Source organism: Mesorhizobium sp. BR1-1-2 (assembly GCF_020165435.1).
Lineage (GTDB): Bacteria > Pseudomonadota > Alphaproteobacteria > Rhizobiales > Rhizobiaceae > Mesorhizobium.
The window spans coordinates 121,779-143,840 of record NZ_JAIUID010000006.1 but is presented as its reverse complement, the minus strand read 5'-3'; the positions used below and the strand labels follow the sequence as shown (position 1 = coordinate 143,840).

General features: G+C 64.2%; 20 protein-coding genes. 11 read left to right on the top strand and 9 right to left on the bottom strand.

Annotated features, from left to right (window positions below):
• Nucleotides 1–97 precede the first annotated feature (97 nt).
• The 4 genes from LB551_RS15970 (at nt 98) to LB551_RS15955 (ending at nt 2,317) form a co-directional block, all read left to right on the top strand.
• Nucleotides 98–550, top strand: a complete 453-nt coding sequence (locus tag LB551_RS15970; protein ID WP_140554438.1) for a MarR family winged helix-turn-helix transcriptional regulator — start codon at nt 98–100, stop codon at nt 548–550.
• Between the two features lie 33 nt (nt 551–583).
• Complete coding sequence (locus LB551_RS15965; RefSeq protein ID WP_140554437.1) at nt 584–829, top strand: DUF982 domain-containing protein; 246 nt, start codon at nt 584–586, stop codon at nt 827–829.
• A gap of 263 nt (nt 830–1,092) precedes the next feature.
• The gene (locus LB551_RS15960; RefSeq protein ID WP_140554435.1) at nt 1,093–1,398 is read left to right on the top strand and encodes a hypothetical protein; all 306 of its coding nucleotides are present in this window, start codon (nt 1,093–1,095) and stop codon (nt 1,396–1,398) included.
• Nucleotides 1,399–1,429: 31 nt separating this feature from the next.
• Entirely contained in the window at nt 1,430–2,317 is an 888-nt protein-coding gene (locus LB551_RS15955; protein WP_224659806.1) for a sigma-70 family RNA polymerase sigma factor, read from the top strand.
• Between the two features lie 38 nt (nt 2,318–2,355).
• Here the strand turns inward: LB551_RS15955 and LB551_RS15950 are convergent, their stop codons facing one another.
• Nucleotides 2,356–6,228, bottom strand: coding sequence for an AsmA family protein (locus LB551_RS15950; RefSeq protein WP_224659805.1), 3,873 nt, complete (start codon nt 6,226–6,228; stop codon nt 2,356–2,358).
• Nucleotides 6,229–6,452: 224 nt separating this feature from the next.
• On the opposite strand from LB551_RS15950, the gene LB551_RS15945 reads away from it, so the two are divergent.
• On the top strand, nt 6,453–7,436 hold the full coding sequence (locus LB551_RS15945; RefSeq protein WP_224659804.1) for a Dyp-type peroxidase: 984 nt from the start codon (nt 6,453–6,455) through the stop codon (nt 7,434–7,436).
• A 111-nt stretch (nt 7,437–7,547) separates the two neighbouring features.
• Here LB551_RS15945 and LB551_RS15940 read toward each other — a convergent pair whose 3' ends face one another.
• The 3 genes from LB551_RS15940 to LB551_RS15930 form a co-directional block, all read right to left on the bottom strand.
• Nucleotides 7,548–8,069, bottom strand: a complete 522-nt coding sequence (locus tag LB551_RS15940; RefSeq protein ID WP_224627301.1) for a hypothetical protein — start codon at nt 8,067–8,069, stop codon at nt 7,548–7,550.
• Between the two features lie 107 nt (nt 8,070–8,176).
• Nucleotides 8,177–8,806, bottom strand: coding sequence for a glutathione S-transferase family protein (locus LB551_RS15935; RefSeq protein WP_224659803.1), 630 nt, complete (start codon nt 8,804–8,806; stop codon nt 8,177–8,179).
• 198 nt (nt 8,807–9,004) lie between these two features.
• Nucleotides 9,005–10,420 carry an FAD-binding oxidoreductase gene (locus tag LB551_RS15930; protein ID WP_224659802.1) on the bottom strand — a complete coding sequence of 472 codons (1,416 nt, stop codon included), beginning with the start codon at nt 10,418–10,420 and terminating at the stop codon, nt 9,005–9,007.
• Nucleotides 10,421–10,641: 221 nt separating this feature from the next.
• On the opposite strand from LB551_RS15930, the gene LB551_RS15925 reads away from it, so the two are divergent.
• Both LB551_RS15925 and LB551_RS15920 read left to right on the top strand, forming a co-directional pair.
• On the top strand, nt 10,642–11,121 hold the full coding sequence (locus LB551_RS15925; protein ID WP_224659801.1) for a thioesterase family protein: 480 nt from the start codon (nt 10,642–10,644) through the stop codon (nt 11,119–11,121).
• A 254-nt stretch (nt 11,122–11,375) separates the two neighbouring features.
• Nucleotides 11,376–11,573 (top strand): hypothetical protein, encoded by a 198-nt coding sequence (locus tag LB551_RS15920; protein ID WP_013894716.1) that lies wholly within the window; start codon nt 11,376–11,378, stop codon nt 11,571–11,573.
• Nucleotides 11,574–11,600: 27 nt separating this feature from the next.
• Here the strand turns inward: LB551_RS15920 and LB551_RS15915 are convergent, their stop codons facing one another.
• Nucleotides 11,601–12,107 (bottom strand): Lrp/AsnC family transcriptional regulator, encoded by a 507-nt coding sequence (locus tag LB551_RS15915; protein WP_224659800.1) that lies wholly within the window; start codon nt 12,105–12,107, stop codon nt 11,601–11,603.
• Nucleotides 12,108–12,195: 88 nt separating this feature from the next.
• Between LB551_RS15915 and LB551_RS15910 the strand changes: the two genes are divergently transcribed.
• Nucleotides 12,196–13,098 (top strand): EamA family transporter, encoded by a 903-nt coding sequence (locus LB551_RS15910; protein WP_224659799.1) that lies wholly within the window; start codon nt 12,196–12,198, stop codon nt 13,096–13,098.
• 8 nt (nt 13,099–13,106) lie between these two features.
• Here the strand turns inward: LB551_RS15910 and LB551_RS15905 are convergent, their stop codons facing one another.
• Nucleotides 13,107–14,006: a dienelactone hydrolase family protein gene (locus tag LB551_RS15905; protein ID WP_224659798.1), complete on the bottom strand. Its 900-nt coding sequence runs from the start codon at nt 14,004–14,006 to the stop codon at nt 13,107–13,109.
• A gap of 240 nt (nt 14,007–14,246) precedes the next feature.
• Between LB551_RS15905 and LB551_RS15900 the strand changes: the two genes are divergently transcribed.
• Complete coding sequence (locus LB551_RS15900; RefSeq protein WP_224659797.1) at nt 14,247–14,396, top strand: hypothetical protein; 150 nt, start codon at nt 14,247–14,249, stop codon at nt 14,394–14,396.
• Between the two features lie 9 nt (nt 14,397–14,405).
• Entirely contained in the window at nt 14,406–14,840 is a 435-nt protein-coding gene (locus LB551_RS15895; protein WP_140553153.1) for a hypothetical protein, read from the top strand.
• Between the two features lie 31 nt (nt 14,841–14,871).
• Here the strand turns inward: LB551_RS15895 and LB551_RS15890 are convergent, their stop codons facing one another.
• Nucleotides 14,872–17,187: a glucose/quinate/shikimate family membrane-bound PQQ-dependent dehydrogenase gene (locus tag LB551_RS15890; protein WP_224659796.1), complete on the bottom strand. Its 2,316-nt coding sequence runs from the start codon at nt 17,185–17,187 to the stop codon at nt 14,872–14,874.
• Nucleotides 17,188–17,369: 182 nt separating this feature from the next.
• On the opposite strand from LB551_RS15890, the gene LB551_RS15885 reads away from it, so the two are divergent.
• Nucleotides 17,370–20,030, top strand: a complete 2,661-nt coding sequence (locus LB551_RS15885; RefSeq protein ID WP_224659795.1) for an ATP-dependent helicase — start codon at nt 17,370–17,372, stop codon at nt 20,028–20,030.
• A gap of 39 nt (nt 20,031–20,069) precedes the next feature.
• Here the strand turns inward: LB551_RS15885 and LB551_RS15880 are convergent, their stop codons facing one another.
• Together LB551_RS15880 and LB551_RS15875 are read right to left on the bottom strand one after the other, a co-directional pair.
• Nucleotides 20,070–20,384, bottom strand: a complete 315-nt coding sequence (locus LB551_RS15880; RefSeq protein ID WP_140553149.1) for a hypothetical protein — start codon at nt 20,382–20,384, stop codon at nt 20,070–20,072.
• Nucleotides 20,385–20,507: 123 nt separating this feature from the next.
• Nucleotides 20,508–22,061 (bottom strand): trimethylamine methyltransferase family protein, encoded by a 1,554-nt coding sequence (locus tag LB551_RS15875; RefSeq protein ID WP_224627269.1) that lies wholly within the window; start codon nt 22,059–22,061, stop codon nt 20,508–20,510.
• Nucleotide 22,062 lies beyond the last annotated feature (1 nt).

Here is a 22,062-nt window from a genome sequence, read left to right as displayed (position 1 = left end):
AAAACGGCTTTGCCGGCGGCTATGTATCGTAATACGATATAAATATTCAAGCGGACCTGGCTCGAAATCGTTTGAGCTTTGGCCGAAACGGCAACACATGTCTGATATGTCGCATCCGCAAAAACCCCGCCCCGCCATCAGCCAGGCCGACTACCAGCGGCTGTCGGAGTTCCGCTATCTGATCCGCCGCTTCCTGGAATTCAGCCAGCTACAGGCCGAAGACGCCGGTTTGACGCCGCGCCAACATCAGGCGCTGCTCGCCATCAAGGGTTTTCCGGGCGGAGGCCCGGTAGCCATAGGCGACCTCGCCGAACGCTTGCGAATCCGCCACCATAGCGCCGTCGAACTCGTCAACCGCCTGTGCGAGGCCGGTCTGGTCGTCAGGGATCAGGACAAGGACGACCAGCGTAAGGTGCTGCTGCAACTGACCGAGCGGGCCGACGCCTGCCTCGCCGACTTGTCGGCCGCGCATCTCGACGAGCTTTCGCGCATCGAACCCATGCTGAGGAGCGTGCTCGCCCGAAAGGATCGAGATACGCTCCAGAAATAAGTTTTCGTAACCTAGCTGAATGGAGGCTATGCCATGTACAACATCTGGTTTTCCAAGGCAGTCCCGGTTTCCACAGGCGTTACTGGCGACGTTCGCAATCTGTCCAATGCCGAACAAGCTCTCGACCTTCTTGCCAATCACTGGCGCGATGCGGGAAGCATCAAGCACAAGGCTGCGCTGCGGGCGTGCCGGCAGGCAATGAACGGCGGCGTATCGGCCGACATCGCCAGGGATGCTTTTGTCGAAGCCGCGAGGGAAGCGCGCATTCTGGTCGAATAACTGCCGCGCATGGCCTGTGGCCTTCTCGGCGCAACCGGACGCATGACATACCGTCGTCAATCGACGGAGAGCGCACGATAGATCGCGACAGCCGTCAGCAACGCGCCGTCGTCCATTTAACTTGCGAAGCCCGACTACCACCGGGAAGAAAGGGCATGACGGGCGCATAAGAAATTCCGGAACCCCCGAATCCTTTGGCTCCGCCGCTTCGTCTTGGACATGAGCGACCTGCAAGGTGCAGCGCCGCCAGAGGACCGGACAAGATGAAACACCATTTGATACGTTACAGGACGAAACCCGAGTTGGCCGACGAGAACGAGAGGCTGGTCAAGGCCGTGTTCCAGGAATTGCGGGATAAATCGCCCGAAGGGTTCCGCTACATGACATGGCGGTCCAGCGACGGTACCTTCTTCCATCTGGTCGAAGCGGCAACCGAGGAGCAGGCCGGCACCCTTCCCGGGCTGGCGGCGTTCGAGACTTTTCAGAACGGCATCAGGGATCGCTGCATCGACCCTCCGCATCGCGAGGCGATGACGGTGGTGGGCAGTTACCGGATGCTGGACCAGTAGGCGGTCAAGCGATGTAGAGAACGGCGGGCGTATGAACATCCTCATTCCTGGCGAGCACCGCGCGCTCATCGAACGCCTGTTTGGGGAATTGCGCCCAAAGCTGCACCGCTATTGTGCGCGCATGACAGGTTCCGTCTTCGACGGCGAGGACGTGTTGCAGGAAGCGCTGGCCAAGGCGTTCGAGGCTTTGCCGAACGCCGGCCAGATCGCAAATCCGGAGGGCTGGCTGTTTCGCATCGCGCACAACACGGCACTCGATTTCCTGCGCCGGCGAGCCCGCGAAAAGGCCTTTTCCGATGAGGATCCGGACATGATCGTCGACCCGGCCAACGCCACCTTCGACCGTCAGGCCGCTGCCGCCGGCCTGCACACCTTCATGCGCCTGCCCGTCGCGCAGCGCAGCAGCGTCATCATGATGGACGTTCTGGGTTATTCCCTGCAAGAGATCAGCACCGCGCTGGACACCAGCATCCCCGCCGTCAAGGCGGCGCTGCATCGTGGCCGGGGCCGTTTGCGCCAGCTCGCCGACGAGCCCGAGGATCGGCCGGTTCCCAGGCTTAGCGTCTCCGAACGCCTGTTGCTCGAAGCCTATATCGATCGCTTCAACGCCCGCGATTTCGACGCCGTGCGCGACATGCTCGCCGATGAAGTTCGCCTCGAGCTGGTGGCCAGGACGCGGTTTACCGGACCCAAGGAAGTGGCCACCTATTTCCACAACTATTCCCGCGTCCACGATTGGCGTTTCGTGCCGGGATTCGTCGAGGACAGGCCGGTGGTCCTCGTTCACGACGGCAACGATCCGGCTGCGCGACCAGCCTATTTCATCCTGCTCGTCTGGCAGGAGGGCAAGCTTGCCGCCATCCGCGATTTTCGTCACGCCCGCTACGTCGCCGAAAGCGCCGAGCTGCTCGTTCTTTGAGCAATTGAGGGAAATCCCCTCCCTACTGCCCTACTGCCCTACTGCAAAGACTTCAGCAAATTGTCGATCGTAGACGGATTGAACTGCGGTTTGGCCGGAGACGGATTGTCATTGGCCACCGGCGGTGCCGCCGGTTCCGGCGTCGGCGCCTGCTCGGTGCCCTTGCGCTCCGCTTCCATCCTTGCCTTCTCCTGCGAGGCGGTCCGCATCGCCTCTTCGGCCTTTGCCTTGGCATCCGCCTCGGCTTTGGCTTTTGCCTCGGCATCCGCCTTGGCCTTGGCCTCTGCTTCGGCCTGCGCCTGAGCTTCCGCCTCGGCTTTCGCCTTTGCGTCGGCCTCGGCCTTCAGGCGCGCCGCCTCCTGCTGCCGTCGCAGCTCCTCGGCCGCCTTGTCGCGCTGGTCCTGCAACGCAGCGTAGTAGCGCACCTCGCGCCGCAGCCGCTGCTTCTCCAGCAACGCGGCCTGCATCGCCTCGACCCGCTGCTGCTCCTTCTCCAGCGCGCGCTGTGTCAGGAACTGCGCCAGCGGTTCGCTGTCGAACTGCCGTTTGACGGCGCCGAACGGCCCCTGGGCGCTGAAATTCATCGCCGGTTCGGAACCGACGAGCGCTTCGTCGCCGGGCCGGTAGGTGACCGCACCCTTGGCGGAGACCGCGTCGGCGTTGAGATCCGCCGTGATGTCGGCGGACAAGGTCGCCGAAGGATTTTCGAGGCTGATCGGCGGCGCCCGCAGCGTGCCCCCCGCAATGGTGAAGGCGATGTCGGCATCCTTTGCCGCGAAACTGCCATCTGCCGCGATAGCAGGGGCGAAGCCGGCTACCTTGGCTGCATCGATATCGCGCCCGATCGCGTCCGCCTTGGCGAGGAAGGTGCTGAACGCATCGGGATTGACGCCGGCGACCGTGACGCCCTTCAGCGCCGCCGTGCCCGAACCCGACAGAGCGGCGATCATCGCGTCGACCGATTTGCCGCTTGTCGAAAACGCCGCCGAGACATCCCCCTTGCCATCGATGCCGGCATCCGGCAGCACGGCTGGCAGATCGGCGTCCGCGAGCTTCATCTGGCCGGTAAAAAGCCCGGTGCCGTCATTGTTCTTCAATTCGAACAGGCCGGTAAGCGCACCCCCAAGGAACTTGGCCTTGAGATCGGACACGCGGATGCCTTCCTGGTCGAGCTTCAGCGACAAGGCTGCGTCATAGGCGGTGGCGAATGGTCCTGCGGCAAGGGAAGCCGTGGTCAAGTCGAGATCGGCCGTGAACGGAAGGCTGGATTTCTGGCTGAACGGAGCCGTCGGCCACACACCGCCTTTATTGTCTCCGCTCTTGTCCGTGAACGCGGAATCGCCGAACAGCGCCACCGCCATCGGGTCGAGATCGAGTTCGTCGAGCGACAGCGCGCCGGCCAGATGCGGCACGCCATCCTTGCCGTCGATCCCCTCCTTGACGTCGATATTCACGTCACCCGAAACCGCAGCTTCGTTGATGGCGGCATTGAGGCCTGAGAGCACCAGTAGGCCGTTGCCGTAATCGGCCTGCGCGGTGAGCGACGTCGACATGCCTGTTCCCATGCCTGGCAGGCCCATGCCTGATGTCATCAACCAGGGCTCGATGTCGGCCGCATCGAGGCTGACCTTGCCCTTTGCGACCGGACCTTGCGGTGTGTCGGCTACGGTGCCGTCGAAACCGGCGTTAAAGTCGTTGCCGGCAAGGCTGAAGCTCGTCGCCAGGCCGCCGCCCAGCGTGCCCTTGGCCTGGATGTCGGTGCTTGCCTCGCCGAGCATGCCGAGCGGCAGCGCCGGCAAGCCGTAAAGTGCCAGCAGCGCGGTGGCGTCGGGGTTCCTGGCATTGAAGGTCAGCGCCACAGGCGCTTCAAGAAGCTTGTCGACCGCTCCCTTCCCCGACAGTGAGGCGGAAAAGGACGATCCGCCGGCCTTGCCTTGCCCGCTCACCGCAAGCCCCGTTGTGCCGTCGCCATTGTCGGCGGCACTCACCACAAGATCGACGCGTGAATCCTGGAACAGGTCGGGATAGGCAGCGGCGCGGCTTGCCAGTCCCTTGAGCACGGCATTGTCGGCATAGTGCTGCGCCGCCACGTCGATCAGTGGCTTCAGGTCTACGGCGACCACGGAGGCGTCAAGCTTGCCGGTCGGACTCGCCGGAAAATCCTTGATCCGGCCGGTGGCGCTGATCGACGCGCCAGCCAGCCCGCCCACCGACAGTCGGTCGATCTCAAGCAGCCCGTCGCGCAGCCTGAGCGCTGTGTCAACCGTATCGGCGGTCAAGCCTCCGGCGCTGACCGGTCCCGCCTTGATCTGGAAATCGAGATCGCGGTCGGCAAATCGGTTGGCGCCCTTGTCGCTGATGAAGATCGAGACGAAGGCCGCCAGCCCGTCGACATCGAGATCGCCACCTTCCAGCCGCATCAGCACCGAGGGCCTGGCGTCGTCGGGTTGGCTGGAGTCGATGCGGCCGGAAAACGTCGCCTTGCCCAGGACCAGTTCGAGATCGCTGAAGGCTTGGCGCTTTTCGGAGAGATCGACCTTGGCCCGGAAGCCGGCGGCGGGCAGGCGCCGGATCGCCTCGTCGACGTCCTTCGACAACCAGGCGGCGAAGCCGGAAGGCTGCGCCACGGCCAGCAGCAGCGAACCGGTGAAGCCGAAATGGTTCTCGACGCTGAGCAGGCCGTCGGCTTCCAGCGTGGCGCGGCCGGGCAGTGTCGCGGCGAGTGATTTCACCGACCAGCCGCCATCGACCGGCTCGGCGGAAAGATGAACGTCGCGAACCGTGGTGTCGCCGGCCACCACGGCCGGCAACCTGACCTCGACCGTTCCGGGAATGGTCGGCTTGGGCAGGTCGAGCAAGGCCTGTTCCAGTCCGGCAATGCGCTGATCCAGTGTCAAGCCGGCGCCCGCCGCCGCACCCACGGCCTCGTCGAACTGCACCTGCGCGCCATTGGCCTCGATGGCGAAGCTCGGCTTCTGGCCGAGATCGACCGAGGCCTTGCCGTCGGCGGTATAGGGGTTGTCGAGCGGCCCGGTCTCGAAGCGGAATTCATCGATGCCGAGCTTCTGGTGATCGAGCGCGAATTTGCCGTTGACCCGAAAGCCGGGATCGGACTTGCCGGTGGCGACCTTCACCGTCTCGCCATCGGTGCCACGCAACTGGGCCGAGTTCTTGTCGGCGCCGGAAATCTTGAACTGTCCGGAGTAGACGGCGGCGCCGTTGACGATGCCGGCATTGCCGTCGGTTTCGATGACCAGCGGATAGGCGTCGGGATCGGCCTTCAGCCGAAACCGCATCTGGCCATTGCCTTCGACCTTGCCGGTGGTGGCGGCAACCGTCGTGCGCAGGCCGTCGAACCTCAGCGTGCCATCCATGCGCCACGGGCCCGCCAGCGATTTGGCCGAGATGGTCGAATTGATCTCGGACATGATGTGGCTGCGTCCGCCGGCGGCATGACGCAACTCGATCTGCCCTTCCGTCACCGTGAGCTTCTCGATCGAGATCTGGTTGAGGTTGAAGGGCGAGGACGGCCGCATCGCCCAGTCGACAGTGCCATTGGCGGCGATGTCGATTGTCGCTTTCGGCCGCACCAGCCGCATGTCGAAGATCAGCACCTCGCCACGCAGGAACGGCGCCAGTTCCGCATCCATCGAAAACGTCTCGACCGTCATCGCCGGCTGGCCGGCGGGGCCGCCGGCAACGGCGACATTGGAGAAGGTTACCGATGGAAACGGCAACAAGCGCGCCGTGGCGGCGCCCTGCACGGTCACCTTGCGGCCGAGAATGGCGCTCGCTTCGCGCTCGAACTGCGCCCGATAGCCGGACCAGTCGACAAAATACGGCCCCACCAGCGCCGCGCACAGCACCAGCACGAACAGGCCACCGAAGATCACGAACAGGCGTGCGAGCATCAGCTCCGAACGGTTTGGTTGAAATCAGCCGCACTCTACCCGCATCCGCGTGTCGATAAAGAGGCAATTCGATCGTCGGCGGCGACAACCATGGACGGCGCTCGATCTTGCGCGGTCGCTCGTAGTCGCGATACCCTGCTTTGGGCGTGCTCGTCCTGTTCCGGCCGCGGCGTTTTCCGATCCGGGGTCGTCTGAAAGAATCCTGGAAAAGCGGAGAATTGGGGATGTCGGGGAAGAACTGGGACCGTGTGCCGATCGATGCGCAGAGCGTCGACGCGCCGCTTTCGCAATCGGCGATTTTCCTTGTCGTCACCATAGCCGATGAACAGCCGGTTCTCGCCGGGGTTTGTTCCGTGCTCGGCGACCTTGATGACCTAGTCAAGACTGTCGGGTTCCGCGACCTCGGCGGCCGCCTGTCGTGCATTGCCGGGATCGGCCGCGATCTCTGGGATCGGCTCAGCCCCGGCCGGCGGCCGGCGGAGTTGAAGCCGTTCGCACCGATCAAGGGAGCGGTTCACGCCGCGCCGACGACGCCCGGCGACCTTCTCTTCCATATCCGCTCCGAGCGGCCCGACATGTGCTTCGAGTTCGAGCGTATCCTGCTGGACAGGCTTGGTCCCGGCGTGACCGTCGTCGACGAAGTCTCGGGCTTCCGTTATTTCGATGCCCGCGACCTGCTCGGTTTCGTCGACGGCACAGCCAACCCAACCGGCCTCGATCTGCCCGCCTCGGCGCTCGTTGGCGACGAAGATCCTGATTTTACCGGCGGCAGCTATGTCGTCGTTCAAAAATATCTGCACGATCTACAGGCGTGGGCGCGAATCCCCACGCCCGTGCAGGAGGCGATCATCGGCCGAACCAAGATCGACAACATCGAAATCGATGATGACGAAGCGCCGCGCAAATCGCACAAGTCGCTCGCCACCATCGAGGATGCCGACGGCAACGAACATGACATATTGCGCGACAACATGCCGTTCGGCCGGCCGGGGCAACGGGAATTCGGCACTTACTTCATCGGCTATTCGAGGTATCTCTGGGTGATCGAGAAGATGCTGCAGCGCATGTATGTCGGCGACCCGCCCGGCGCCTACGACCGGCTGCTTGATTTCTCCACCCCTCACACCGGCACGACATTCTTCGCGCCGACACGGCCGATGCTGCAGGTGCTTGCCGAAGCAGCGCCAGAGAAGTTGGCCAGTCGGTAGACGGCACACGCAGCGTCAAAGCCTGTCGACAGGTGTCGGCCGAGAAGCGTCTGCCGTGCTTCGGCGTGCTGGGGAGACCAGCACGCGATCATCGGCGTCATCAGTGCGAATTCAACGCGCGTCGCGCTTTGCCTGCGCCACCTTGGCCGCCTTGCGTTGTCGGCCGAGCTCGGCCGGCCGAACCAGATTCGGCGTCCTCTGGTTTGGCACGGCCCGCATGCCCTTATGCGCGGTGCGCGCGTTGAACGCTGGACCGTCCGTCGGCGCTTTCTGTTTCAGGGCCAGCGCCTTGCGCGCGCTGTCGACCAATGAAATGCGCGCCGTCAACTGGCGGCGCCGTTCGGCCTCGCCATTCAGCCGCCGCATGGCCATCGCCAGCACCGCAAGCTTCACCTGCGAGCCGCCGTCGGCCTTTGAAGCGACAGCCCCTTTCGGTGTGCCCTTGCCCCGGATTTCGCGCCGGCGACGATGCGCCTCGGTCTGCGCCTTGTCGCGCCGCTCCCGCAGGCGTTTGACGAGGCCGGACAGATCCGCGTCGGAAAGGTCCTGGACCGCCGGATGGTGCGATTTCTCCACCAGTTCGTGTTCGTCGGCACTCAGCGCGCGCGCTTCTTCCTTGCGTGAGATCGCCATGACACCACTCCTCCGCTTGGGTTGCCCGTCTCGTTCAGACCTCCCGCGCACGGAGTCTCGGCCCGAATGCCGGCGCGGTCAAGACGATCTGCGCTGGCGGCTCCCTCTCAGGCACCGGAATGGGCATCGACACTGTAGGAATACACGGGATAGTCCTCACCGATGGCAGCTCGTACGCGCCCCAGCCACGCCTCGAATGCCGGGTAATCTGTGAGCGAAAAACCGCAATCCTCGGCCCGATGGCCGTACGCATAAACCGCGATATCGGCGATCGACAGCTGCTTCCCGACAAGAAATGCGGTCTCGGCGAGGCTGCGGTCCAGCGCGGCGAGCGCGCGGGTGCCGGCTTCCCGTTTTGCCGCGACCATGCCCTGGTTGCGTTCGAGCCGCCCGGTCAATGTCCAGAAGCGCAGAGAGCCGATGACCGGCTCGACATGATATTGCTCGAAGAACAGCCACTGCATGACCTTCGCGCGCTCATACCCGTCCGCTGGAAGAAAGCGCGTACCTTCGGCGAGATAGGCGAGGATCGCATTCGACTCGGCGATGGTGCGACCGTCCTCGAGCTGGAGAACGGGAACGGCCCCAGCCGGGTTGAGATCAAGGAAGGCGTCGGTGCGGCTCTCGCCCTCGAAAATCGAGACGATGCGCGTCTCATGCGGGATTTTGAGCAGCCCGAGCAGAACACGCACCTTCCAGCCATTCTGCGAAGGCAGATAGTCATAAAGCGTCAGCATGGGTGATCCCTTTCCCCGATGAGAGGATCGTGTTCTGCACCTTGTCCGCGACAAGCGCATTCCGATTCTTGCGCATTCGCTGGAAGGGCGGGAAAATGAGACCTGGTCACGCACGTCAAACGGCAGGCCTGCGATCCTTTAGGCAATTCGTCGGCAACTCGACCGATGTCTGCGGTCCACTTTTGCCGAAACTCGTCCCTATCCCGCGGCCGGCAGGATCTTACCCGGGTTCATGATATCAAGCGGATCGAGCGCCTGCTTGATCGTGCGCATGATGTCGACGCCATGGCCAAGCTCATGGCGCAGGAAGCCGATCTTGCCCTGGCCGATGCCATGCTCGCCGGTGCAGGTGCCCTCCATGGCGATGGCCCGCATATTGAGCCGCGCCACGAACTTTTCCGACAGCGCGATTTCCTTCGGGTCGTTCACGTCCATCAGCACCAGGACGTGGAAATTGCCGTCGCCGGCATGGCCGACGATCGGCGCGACAAGCCCCATTTCGGCGATGTCGGCCTCGGTTTCGGTGACGCATTCGGCAAAACGCGAGATCGGAACGCAGACGTCGGTCGACAGGCCCTTGGCGCCTGGCCGTAGCGTCAGCGACGACCAATAGGCGTCATGCCTGGCCTTCCAAAGTTTGGTGCGCTCCTCGGCGACGCTGGTCCACAGGAAGGGTCCGCCGCCATTTTCCTCGGCGATCATGCCGAAGGTCTCGGCCTGTTCGGCAACGCCTGCATCGCTGCCATGGAACTCCACGAACAGGCACGGGCTTTCCGGGTAATCGAGCTTGGAGTAAGTCTTCATCGCCCGCATCTGCAGCGCATTGACCAGTTCGATGCGCGCCACCGGAATTCCCATCTGGATCGTCGCTATGACGGCGTTGCAGGCCGCTTCGACGCTCTGAAACGGACAGACACCACCGGAAATCGCCTGCGGAATGCCTTGCAGCCTTAATGTCAGTGAGGTGATGACGCCGAGCGTGCCTTCCGAACCGACCAGCAGCCGCGTCAGATCGTAGCCGGCGGAGCTTTTTTTCGCCCGTTTGCCGGTGGTCACCGCCTCGCCATCGGCCATGACGGCCGTCAGCGACAGCACGTTCTCGCGCATCGTGCCGTAGCGCACAGCGTTGGTGCCTGAGGCCCGTGTCGCCGCCATGCCACCCAGCGAGGCATTGGCGCCGGGATCGATCGGGAAGAACAGACCGGTGTCGCGCAGATGCCGGTTGAGATCCTCGCGCGTCACCCCGGGCTCGACCGTGCAGTCGAGATCCTGCGGGTTGACCGAAAGAATCCTGTTCATCCGCGACGTGTCGACCGAGATGCCGCCGCCCGGCGCGTTGGTGTGGCCTTCGAGCGAAGAGCCGACGCCGAAGGCGATCACCGGCACGCGGTGCGCCGCGCAGGCGCGCACGATCTCCTGCACCTCGGCGGTCGTTTCCGGGAAGACGACGCCGTCCGGCGCCTGCGTCGGGATGTAGGTGGTCGTATGCGCATGCTGGGAGCGGACCGCCTCGCCGGTCTGAAAGCGCTCGCCAAATCGCTGCTTGAGGATGCCGAGCACGGCGGCGATGCCTTCTTCGTTGCGCTCGACCGGATTGAGGTCGCTCAGGGCCATGAATTCCTCCGCGAATGGACCAGTGTCCATCCTTGTCATGCATTTATGGATGATGCCTAACGCAATTCCAGGAAAAGTGTGAAGCGGTTTTCCCGGGAAAAGCGCCTAGCGCATTCCCTAGGGAATTGTGTCAGACAAGAAGAGGCGGTCCGGCGTTTCCGTGAAACGATGAACCGCTCTTACAACCACGCTCTATCCAGCACCAGAACAAGGAAGTTGCCATGCCGATCCCCGCCCCTTTTGTTTCTCAGCCAATGGCTATCGAGAAGGACTGGATCGACTATAACGGCCATCTCAACATGGCCTACTACAACGTCCTGTTCGACCGCTGTTCGGATGAAGCCTTCGAGGCGATGGGCATGGGGCTGGACTATGTCAAGAACCGCCGCCTCACCATCTACACCGCCGAAGTCCATGTCTGCTACGTGCAGGAACTGCATCTCGACCACAAGGTCACAGTCTCGTTCCAGCTCATCGACCATGACGAGAAGCGGTTGCGGTTTTATCAGGAAATCCGCCATGCCGACGGCTGGCTCGCCGCCACGTCCGAGCAGCTTGCACTGCATGTCGACATGTCCGGGCCCAAGGTAGCCTCCTTCCCCGCCGACGTGCTGGCCAAGATCGAAGCGATGCGCGCCGCTCACGCAGCCTTGCCGATGCCCGAACGCGCCGGCCGCTCGATCGGCATCAGGCGCAAATAGGCCGAAATCGACGTCCACCTCGTTCCCGGACGGACCGGACCTGGGCTTCAAAGCCACACCGACAAGCCAAAATCGTCGAACCTTCAAATCGGCGAGCGCCAGTGGTTGAAGCAGCCTCCTGCCCGCGTTAACCTTACCGAGGTTTTAACGGGAACAAGCCATTTGAGCCGTTGAACGACTCAGCGGAGCGTTCGAAAACGTCCGCACAGGGTCGTTCTACGGGCGGCGGGGCGAAGCCGATTCGAGGTAAGTGCATGAAAACCGACATCAAGGTCGAGGTGGACAGGCTAGCCGCGGATCCACGCATAACGGACTATGATTTCTGGCGTTCGCTGAAGAACGTCGACAACGAGATCTTCCACATCGCCAACAACAACGAGCCGATCCCCTTTGACATGATCCGCTGGCGCAGCATCTTGAAGCGCGCTCGCCTGAAGCGCGGCCACGCCTGACGGCGGCAAGTCGAGCGGCCACCTGCTTCACTGCCGGGCAATTGATCTATTGCGGTCATCCAGCCGCCTGATCCCCGCCAGCGGCGAGCGCGCCGCCACCGGGGATGACTGGATGATCGCCGTGTTGGTCATCGCGTAGGGAATGATGCGGTCGATCACCCGCTCGAGTTCGGCCACCGAGCCGACATGCGCCAGCGCGATGAAACAGTCCTCGCCGGTTACCCGGTCGCATTGCGCGATCTCGGGCAGGTCGCGGATGATCTCGGCCACGACGGCGAGCTGCCCCGGCACCGGCCTGATGCGCAGCCATGCCGACAGGTTCAGGCCAAGCGCCGCCGGATTGATCCGCACGCAATAGGCTTCGATGACGCCGTTCTCCTGAAGCTGCTTGATGCGCTCGGCTACGCTCGGCGCCGACAGCCCGACGGCGCGCGCCAGTTCCGCCGTGCTGGCGCGTGCATCTTTTTCCAGCAGGCGCAGGATCTTCAGGTCGACCGCATCGAGATCAATATTTTCGCTTCGAAGGCGCTTCATCGAAAATCCTTTCACATCGAAAGTGAACGAGATTTTTGAACGGTCTCAAGTCATATAAACCGAAAAAATTACCTGCGATACTGATCCGATGAACGATCAGGCGCAAGTCCAAACCACGCGCACCGCAGGTGCGGCCTTTACCAGCCTGGCGACATCGCTGCCGCCGCATGTCTGGTTCTGCGTCAGCGCCGTCTTCCACTATCTCGGCCCTGCCTTCGCCGTGCTTTTGTTTGCGCAGATCGGCGTGCTTGGCATGGCCTGGCTGCGCATCGCCACCGCCGCGTTGATCTTCGCGCCGCTGACGCGTCCGTGGCGAACCTTCGCCCAGGCCGATCGGTCGACACGGCTGCTGCTGCTCGCCTTCGGCGCCTGTCTGGCAGTGATGAACTGCTCCTTTTATCTGGCGCTCGACCGCCTGCCGATTTCGTTGGTGGCCGCGATCGAATTCGTCGGCACCATCGGCGTCGCGCTGGTCGGCCTCCGAAGCGCGCGCAATCTCGCTGCCCTTGTTGTCGCCGTGGCCGGCACCTTGCTGCTGATCGACGTCAAATGGTCCAGCGATCCCATCGGTTTGTTCTGGGCCTTCCTCAATGGCGCGCTCTTTGTGGGCTATATCGTGCTTGGCCACCGCGTCGCCGCTTCAGGCGCCGGCGGCGGCATTGCCGGGCTCGGCGCCGCCATGGCCGTGGCCTTCCTGGCCGTGCTGCCGATCGGCTTCACCGACGCGTTGCCCGCCTTTTTCTCGGCGCCGCTGCTGCTGGCGGCCATCGGCGTCGGCATCTGCTCCTCGGTCATCCCCTATATCTGCGACCAGCTCGCCATGGCGCGGCTGCCGCGGTCGAGCTTCGCGTTGATGCTGTCGCTGCTGCCCGTCACGGCGACGCTGATCGGCATCCTCGTGCTGCGCCAGATCCCCGGCATCAGCGACTGCATCGGCATTGCGCTGGTGGTGGCCGGCGTCGCCTTGCACAGGCCGGCGAGCACGCAGTAGATCCTGCGCTAAGCCAGTTTCTCCTTCAGGAAGGCGACGGTCCGGCCCCAGGCGAGATCAGCCGCCTTCTTGTCATAGCGCGCTGCCGAAGTGTCGTTGTTGAAGGCGTGATTGGCGCCTTCATAGACATAGACCGTGTATTCGACATGCGCGGCATCGAGTTCCTTCTTGAAGGCGGCGATGCCGGCATTGGTGCGTTCGTCCAACCCGGCATAGTGCAGCAGCAGCGCCGCCTTTATCTTGGACACATCCGCGGCCTTCGGCTGCATGCCGTAATAGGCGACGCTTGCCGCCAGATCAGGCGCGTTGACGGCAAGCATGTTGGCCGTGCCGCCGCCCCAGCAGAAGCCGACGGCGCCGACCTTGCCGTTGCCGTCCTTGTCGGCCTTGAGGAAAGCCACCGTCGCGACGCCATTGGCAACGGTCCGCGCCGGATCCAGCTTGGTGAACATGTCGCGCGCCTTGTCCTCATCGGCGGGCGTGCCGCCGAGCGGCGACAGGAAATCCGGAGCGAGCGCCACGAACCCCTCCAGCGCCACACGCCGGGCGATGTCGCGTATATGCGGGTTGAGTCCTCTGTTCTCGTGGATGACGACGACGGCGCCGAGCTTGCCCGCCTGATCCGCCGGCCTGACCAGATAGCCCTTCATCTCGCCGCCGGCCCCGGGATAGGTGATATCCTGGCCTCTCACGCGGGGATCGTTCTCGGCGACGATGGCCGCCTGGGCGGAATTCGCCGCCAGCATCGGCGCGATCGCCGCGGCCGCCGCCCCTGACCCCGCAAGCCGGGTCAGTTGCTCCATGAAGCGGCGGCGATCGAGTGTCAGATGCGTGTATTCGTCATAGGCGTCGATCATCGCCTGGGTGATCCCAGGCTTTGCTGGTGTCGCGGCGGCTGCTTTGGTCATGGCGCATTCCTCGGCTTCAAGCTTCAATACCGGAGCTACATAGGAGCGCGGTTGGCCCGGTCCAGCCTGGATGGGCGCAGCGGTAGGCATTGCCCGCTGCCGGTGAAGCCGGCGATGCCGCCGCCACATCACATTTTGGTCATCGCCGATAAATCCTGCAGGCACTGCCACAATAGTAAGGGAAGCTGCGTGCTACCGATGCGCCGTGCCATCCCGTCCCGACCAGAAGGAGCGCCGCCGATGACCATACCGATCCTCACCAGCGCGTTCGTCCTTGCCCTGGCTGCCGCTCAGGCATTACGCTTCAGGCTTGTGGACGCAGGCAGGCGGTCGATGATCGAGCTTCGCATCGGCAAGGATCGCCACACGGACCCGAAATCCCAAATTTGAGGTGAGACCATGAACGTCCAGGATATCGTCAACACCGTCTCGCAAAAGGCGGGCCTCGACCACGCAACGACAGAGAAAGTCGTCGGCACCATCTTCTCGGTGCTGGAGCACGAGGCGGAAGGCACCAACGTCTCGGGTTTCTTCGCCAAGATTCCCGGCGCAGACGATCTCGCCCGCCAATACGACGTCATGGCCGCCGGCGCGGCCGGCGGTGGCGGCCTGCTGTCCTCGTTGCAGGGCGCGCTGGGCGGTGTTCTCGGCGAAAAGGCCGGCGCACTGATCAACGGCGTCGCCGCGCTCAAGGCCTCCGGCCTCGACATGGCGCAGATCAGGCAGGCCGGCGCCACGCTGATCCAGCAGGCCGAAGCCGCCGCCGGCCCTGACCTCACCAATGAAGTGCTCGGCTCGGTGCCCAGCCTGAAGAGCCATCTCGGAATCAGCTAGGCCGCGGTCCTGCGGGGACCGCGCGCCATTCCTACTTCGGCAGCGCGTACGCCATCACATAATCGCCCGGCTTGGTGCCGACCGAGCCATGGCCGCCGGCGACTATGACCACGAACTGGCGCCCGTCAGCCACCGTATAGGTCATCGGCGTAGATTGTCCGCCGGCTGGCAGGCGCGCCTGCCAGAGCTGCCTGCCTGAGGTCAGATCGTAGGCGCGCAGGTAGTCGTCGACCGCGGCGCCGAGGAAAGCTACCCCGCCGGCGGTGATCATCGGCCCGCCAATGCCGGGCACGCCGACCTTGAACGGCAAAGGCAGCGGCGTCATGTCGTAGACCGTGCCGTTCCTGTGCTTGTAGACGATCTGGCCGGTCCTGAGATCGGCGCCGGCGACATAGCCCCATGGCGGCGCCTGGCACGGAATGCCGAGCGGAGACAGGAACGGTCCCATCACCACCGCATAGGGGGCGCCGTCATTGCGGTTCAGCCCCTGCTCGCTGCCTTTGGCGTCGCCTGGCGGCGGCACCTCCGCACGGGGCACAAGCCTGGAGGTGAAGGCGAGATAGGTCGGCATGCCGAACAGCACCTGCCGGACCGGATCGACCGCCACGCCGCCCCAGTTGAAGACGCCGAAATTGCCGGGATAGACCAGCGTGCCCTGCAACGACGGCGGCGTGTAGCGGCCCTCGTAGCGCAGCCTGTGCAACGCGATCCGGCACGCCAGCTGGTCGAACATGGTGATGCCCCACATGTCGGCATCGGTCAGCGGCGGCGGATTGAAGGAAAGGTCCGACACCGGCTGCGTGGGCGATGTGTGGTCGCCTTCGATGGCGCCGCCGGGCGCCGGCACTTCCTTGACCGGGATGACCGGCTCACCGGTGCGCCGGTCGAGCACATAGAGATCGCCCTGCTTGGTCGGCCCCACCAGCGCCGGCACGACCGTGCCGTCGGCCTTGGTGATGTCGACAAGGCTCGGCTGCGCCGGCACGTCCATGTCCCACAGGTCATGGTGCACGGTCTGGCGCACCCATTTCAATTGCCCGGTATTGAGGTCGAGCGCGGTGATCGAGGAGGAGAATTTCTCGACATTGGCGCTGCGGCCGGCGCCGAGCTGGTCAGGCGTCTGGTTGCCGAGCGGTATGTAGAGCAGGCCGAGCTTTTCGTCGGCACTCGGCGTCGACCACATGTTGGGCGAATTGGCGGTGTAGGTCTGGCCTGCCGCGAGCGGCGTGGTCTGGTCGGGATTGCCGGAATCCCAGTTCCAGATCAGTGCGCCCGTGGAGGCATCGAAGGCGCGGATGACGCCGGAGGGCTCCTGCGTGGAATAATTGTCGTTGACCGCGCCTCCGACGATGATCTTGCCGCCCGATATCAGCGGCGCCGAGGTCGAATAGTAATAGCCGGACTTGGGATAAGGCATGCCGGTCAAAAGGTTCAGCGTGCCGCCTTCGGCAAAGGACGGACAGACCTGACCGTTGGCGGCGTCGAGCGCGATCAGCCGCGCATCCGAAGTCGGCAGGTAGACACGCGCGGCGCAAGGCTGCCCGGCGGCGATCTTGGCGTCGGCGTAATAGGAGACGCCGCGGCAGGTCTGGTGCTGGCGGTCCTTGTCGAGCTTGACCTGGGGATCGTAGCGCCACTTCTCCTTGCCCGTGGCGGCGTCGATGGCGATGGCGAAATTGTGCGGCGTGCAGATGTAGAGCGTATCGGCGATCTTCAGCGGCGTCACCTGATAGGTGGTCTCGCCGACATCGTCAGGACCCTTCACGTCGCCGGTGCGATAAATCCAGGCCGGCTGCAGGTTGGCGACATTCTCCGGCGTGATCTGGTCGAGCGGCGAATAGCGCTGGCCATAGGGCGTGCGGCCGTAGAAGTGCCATTCGCCGGCAGGTACGTCGCCGCCGAGATCGGCCGCCGGGGTCACCTTGTCGGTGTTGAGATTGCCGGCAATATCCTTGGGATCGGTCGTCATTGAATAGCCGGCGACCGCCAGCGACGCCAACACCGCGAGAATGAGCGGCGCGCGGCCATCGGGACCAACAAGGCCCCGCCTCGCCCACGGCGTCAGCAGCCACAACGCGACGAGCACGATGATGCCGCCGCGCGGCCCGAGTTCCCACCAGTCGAAGCCGATTTCCCAGACCGCCCAGGCAAGCGTGCCCAGCACGATCGCGGCGTAGAGCCAGAGCGCGGTGGATCTGCGCCGGTAGAGCAGCCATGCGGCGATGAGGAAGGCGATGCCTGATATGATGTAGTACCAGCTACCTCCCAGTGAAGCCAACCAGATGCCGCCGGCGCCAAGCGCGAGGCCGATGAGGAGGAGAATGAGGGAGGTGATGGTGACAGCCAAGATGATACTCCTTCGACTGTTGCGCGCCTCGAGGCGGCCATGGGCAACAGGATCCCCTCCCTGCCCTTTGCCCAGCTTTCTCCCACCCGCCCTGCCTGTCAAGCAGGCCGGGAACAATCAGGGGTGGAACAAAACGTAGACAGTTCTGGTCTTTCTCCACCGAATCACTACATTCGGGGGCGATGTCCGGCTTTTCCGAAGACATGCCCTTTTTCGATGAACCCGATGCGCGGCCTACCGCCCCGTCGGGTATCGCCGCGCGCGCCATGGCTGCCCGCAGCGGCCACAACAACGCGCCCGACTATCTCAAGGGATTGAACCCCGAGCAGCGGCTGGCGGTGGAAACCACCGAAGGGCCGGTTCTGGTGCTGGCCGGTGCCGGCACCGGCAAGACGCGCGTCTTGACCACCCGCATCGCCCACATCCTGGCGACCGGAAAAGCCTTCCCCTCGCAGATCCTGGCCGTGACCTTCACCAACAAGGCCGCGCGCGAGATGAAGCAGCGCATAGGCATCCTGATCGGCGAAGGCAATGTCGAGGGCATGCCTTGGCTCGGCACCTTCCACTCGATCGGCGTCAAGCTCCTGCGCAGGCACGCCGAGCTTGCCGGGCTGAAATCCGACTTCACCATTCTCGACACCGACGACGTCGTGCGGCTGATCAAGCAATTGATCCAGGCAGAGGGCCTCGACGACAAGCGCTGGCCGGCCAAGCAGTTCGCGCAGATGATCGACGGCTGGAAGAACAAGGGACAAGGCCCGGCCGATATCGCCGAAGGCGATGCGCGCAGTTTCGCCAACGGCAAGGGCCGCGAGCTCTACAGGGCCTATCAGGAGCGCCTGCAGACGCTGAACGCCTGCGATTTCGGCGATCTGCTCTGCCATCCGATCCGCATCTTCCGCGCCAATCCGGACGTGCTGAAGGAGTATCACAAGCGGTTCAGATACATCCTCGTCGACGAGTACCAGGACACCAACACCGCGCAATACATGTGGCTGCGCTTGCTGGCGCAGCGGCCGGACGCTGGGCGTTCGTCGACGTTAACATCGACCGATCTGCGATCGGCCGAAGGCCGCAAGCCCGACCGGGCGTCCGAGCCTTTGCGAGGCCCGCGCGGAGGGCCCGCGCCGGCAGGCGCGGAACAGCCCGTGAGCGAAAACAAAGTCAACATCTGCTGCGTCGGCGACGATGACCAGTCGATCTATGGCTGGCGCGGCGCGGAGGTCGACAACATCCTGCGCTTCGACAAGGATTTTCCCGGCGCCACCATCATCCGGCTGGAGCGCAATTATCGTTCCACCGCGCATATCCTCGGCGCCGCTTCGCACCTCATCGCCCACAATGAGGGCCGCTTCGGCAAGACGCTGTTCACCGATCGCAACGATCCCGAGGACGGCAAGGTCAACGTCCATGCCGCCTGGGATTCCGAGGAGGAAGCGCGCGCGGTCGGCGAGACCATCGAGGCCTACCAGCGCCAGAAGCACAACCTCAACGACATGGCGATCCTGGTGCGCGCGTCCTTCCAGATGCGCGAGTTCGAGGACCGTTTCGTCACGCTCGGTCTCAATTACCGTGTCATCGGCGGCCCGCGCTTCTATGAGCGCATGGAGATCCGCGACGCGCTTGCCTTCTTCCGCGTCGTCGCTCAAGGCGCCGACGATCTCGCCTTCGAGCGCATCGTCAATGTGCCCAAGCGCGGCCTCGGCGAAACCACCATCCGTCAGATCCACGACACGGCCCGCGCGCTGCGCGTGCCGATGTTGGAAGCCGCCGCCAAGCTCGCCGAGAGCGACGAGTTGAAGCCCAAGCCGCGCGCCGCATTGCGCGAGGTCGCCGCCAATTTCGAACGCTGGCAGAAGGCGCTGGAAACCACGCCGCACACCGAGCTCGCCGAGACCATCCTGGAAGAGAGCGGCTACACCGACATGTGGAAGAACGACCGTTCGGTCGAGGCGCCCGGCCGGCTGGAGAACCTCAAGGAGCTGATCCGCTCCATGGAGGAGTATGAATCGCTGCGCTCCTTTCTCGAACATGTCGCCCTGGTCATGGATGCCGAGCAGAACGCCGAACTCGACGCCGTCAACATCATGACGCTGCATTCGGCCAAAGGCCTCGAATTCGAGACCGTTTTTCTCCCGGGCTGGGAGGAAGGCCTGTTCCCGCACCAGCGCGCGCTGGACGAAGGAGGTCGTTCCGGCCTGGAGGAAGAGCGCCGGCTGGCCTATGTCGGCGTCACCCGCGCCAAGAAGAACCTGCACATCTGGTTCGTCTCCAACCGCCGCATCCACGGCCTGTGGCAATCGACGATTCCTTCCCGCTTCCTCGATGAACTGCCTGAAACTCATGTCGAAGTCGCCGAAAGCGGCAACTCCTATGGCGGCTACGGCAATTCCTATGGCGGCGGTTCGTTCGCTTCCGGCCGAGGTGGCCGCCAGAACCCCTATGGCGCCTCGCGCTTCGACAATGTCGGTGCCGAAAAATCCGGCGCCTTCTCCAACAGCTACGCCACGCCGGGCTGGCAGCGGGCGCAGCAGAACCGCACCGAAGCGACCGATCGCAACTGGGGCTCGCGCTCCGGCCACCAGGTCGAGCGTATCGGCTATGGCGAGACCGACAGCGGCTACGGCGCCGGCCGCACGAGCATCAAGGGCCGCACCATCGATGGCGAGCTGGTCGCGAAATCCGTCGCCGACACGCCGTCCCCCTTCAACGTCGGCGACCGCGTCTTCCACCAGAAATTCGGCAATGGCAATATCGCGGCCATCGAGGGCAACAAGCTGACCATCGACTTCGACAAGGCCGGCCAGAAACGCGTGCTGGACGGGTTTGTCGCGGCCGTGTGAGAGACGCCTTTCTGCTCTTCCGTAGAATTGGCGAAGCCCTCAATCCACCTTCTTCTCGCCGGCCTCGCCAGCCTTGACGATATCGCCCGTCGTAAACAGGATTTCCTTCAGTTCCGCGCGCCAGTCCGTCTTCTGGCGCAGCAGGAATTCGAGGTCCATGCCGAAATGCTTGAACTCCTCGCCTTGCGCGTTCTTCATGATGGCGCGGGCCTGTGGGTCCTTCTCCACCGACATGCGCTGTTCGTACCAGCTGATCGCTTCCGCTTCCTCGATCAGCGAGGTGATCATGCGGGCGAAGGTCCGCACCTCCTGCGACAATTCTTCGGGCGGTTCGTGATACTGGTCGAAACCCATGTGGTCGTCCTCCCTCAATGGCTCACAATGCGAGCAGGCACCGGCCGTGCCATGAATGCATGAGAGGCGCAGCAGGTTCCGGATCGCACCCACAATTCAGGACGATGAGAGGAACAAGCTATCTCACGACACCGGCGCCGCCCCGCCCTGTTCCGTGCGGCGCGCGATGAAATCATCGAGCGCAGCTGATGTGGCAATGGCCGTCGCCGGCGGCTCGAAATCGGCGAGGATGCGCTTCCAGATACCGGTGGCGCGTTCGGTTGCGGTCTTGGAACCGGTCTGCGTCCAGTTGCCGAAATTCGACCAGTCGGCCACCAGCGGCTCATAGAAGGCGGTGCGGTAGCGCGCCATGGTGTGACCTGCCGAGAAGAAATGGCCGCCCGGCTGCACTTCGGCGATCGCCTCGAAGCCGATGGCATCGTCGTCGCCGGGCGTGGCGACGCACAGTTCAGCCACCGTCTGCAACGCCTCGATGTCGGTGACCAGCTTTTCGAAGGAAACGCTCAGCCCCCCCTCCAGCCAGCCGGCGGCATGGATGCACACGGTAGCGCCCGCCAGCACCGAGCCCCACAGCGCAAACTGCGTCTCATGCGCCGCCTGCGCATCGGAGATGTTGGCCGCGCTGCCGCCGCCCGAACGCCACGGCAGGCCGGTGAAGCGCGCCAGTTGGCCGGCCCCCAGCGTCGCCTTGATATGCTCCGGCGTGCCGAAGGCCGGCGCGCCTGATTTCATGTCGACATTGGAGGAGAAGGAGCCGTAGACGACAGGCGCGCCCGGCCGCACGATCTGCGCCAGCGTCAATCCGGCCAGCGCCTCGGCATGCTGCAAAGTCAGCGCGCCGGCCACCGTGATCGGCGCCATCGCACCCGCCAGGCAGAAGGGCGTGATGATCAGGACCTGCCCGGCTCTGGCGAAGTCAATGATGCCTTGCGCCATCGGGATGTCGAGCTGGCGCGGCGAATTGGTGTTGATGACGGTGTAGCAATGGGCGCCCGAGCGAAACTCGTCTTCGGACAGCCCGCGGGCCAGCCTGATCATCTCGAAGCTGTCGTCGACCTGCGGCGTGCCGCGCGCGAACACGAACGGGAACTTGTCCGAAAGGGTCAGTTGCGCCCGGTTGACGGCGTAATGACGGAAGCGGTTGTCGATGTCCTGCGGCTCGATGCAGGGTCCCAGCATATGCAGGACGTCAAAATGCTGCACCAGCCTGATGAGTTCCTCGAAGGCGGCCAGCGTTCCGGGCCGCCGGCCGCGCTCGAGATCGGTGACGTTCGGCGCGCCGGAGCCCGCCAGGAAGGTCATCGAGCCGAGTTCGAGCTGCAGGTCGCGGGCACGTGCGCCGGCATGGGCGTGGATCGATCGCGGCGCCGAGGCCAGCGCGGCCGCCACCATGTCGCGGCCGATCCGCACCATGTCGGTATCGGGGTCGACCAGGGCGCCGGCGCGGGCGAGCAGGTCGCGCGCCTGCGGCAGCAGAACCTTGATGCCCAGCTCTTCCAGCACGCGCAGCGCCGTGTCGTGGATCGAGGCGACGTGGTCGTCCGAAAAGATCGGCTGCGGCAGGAACGGGTTCTTCAGCAAGCGGTAATTGGGCCGGCGGCTGCTCTCGCTGCCGGCCTCGCCGATGCGTCCCCGTCGGCGCTCGCGCCTGCTTTCGCGTGCTGCGTCATCGATCATC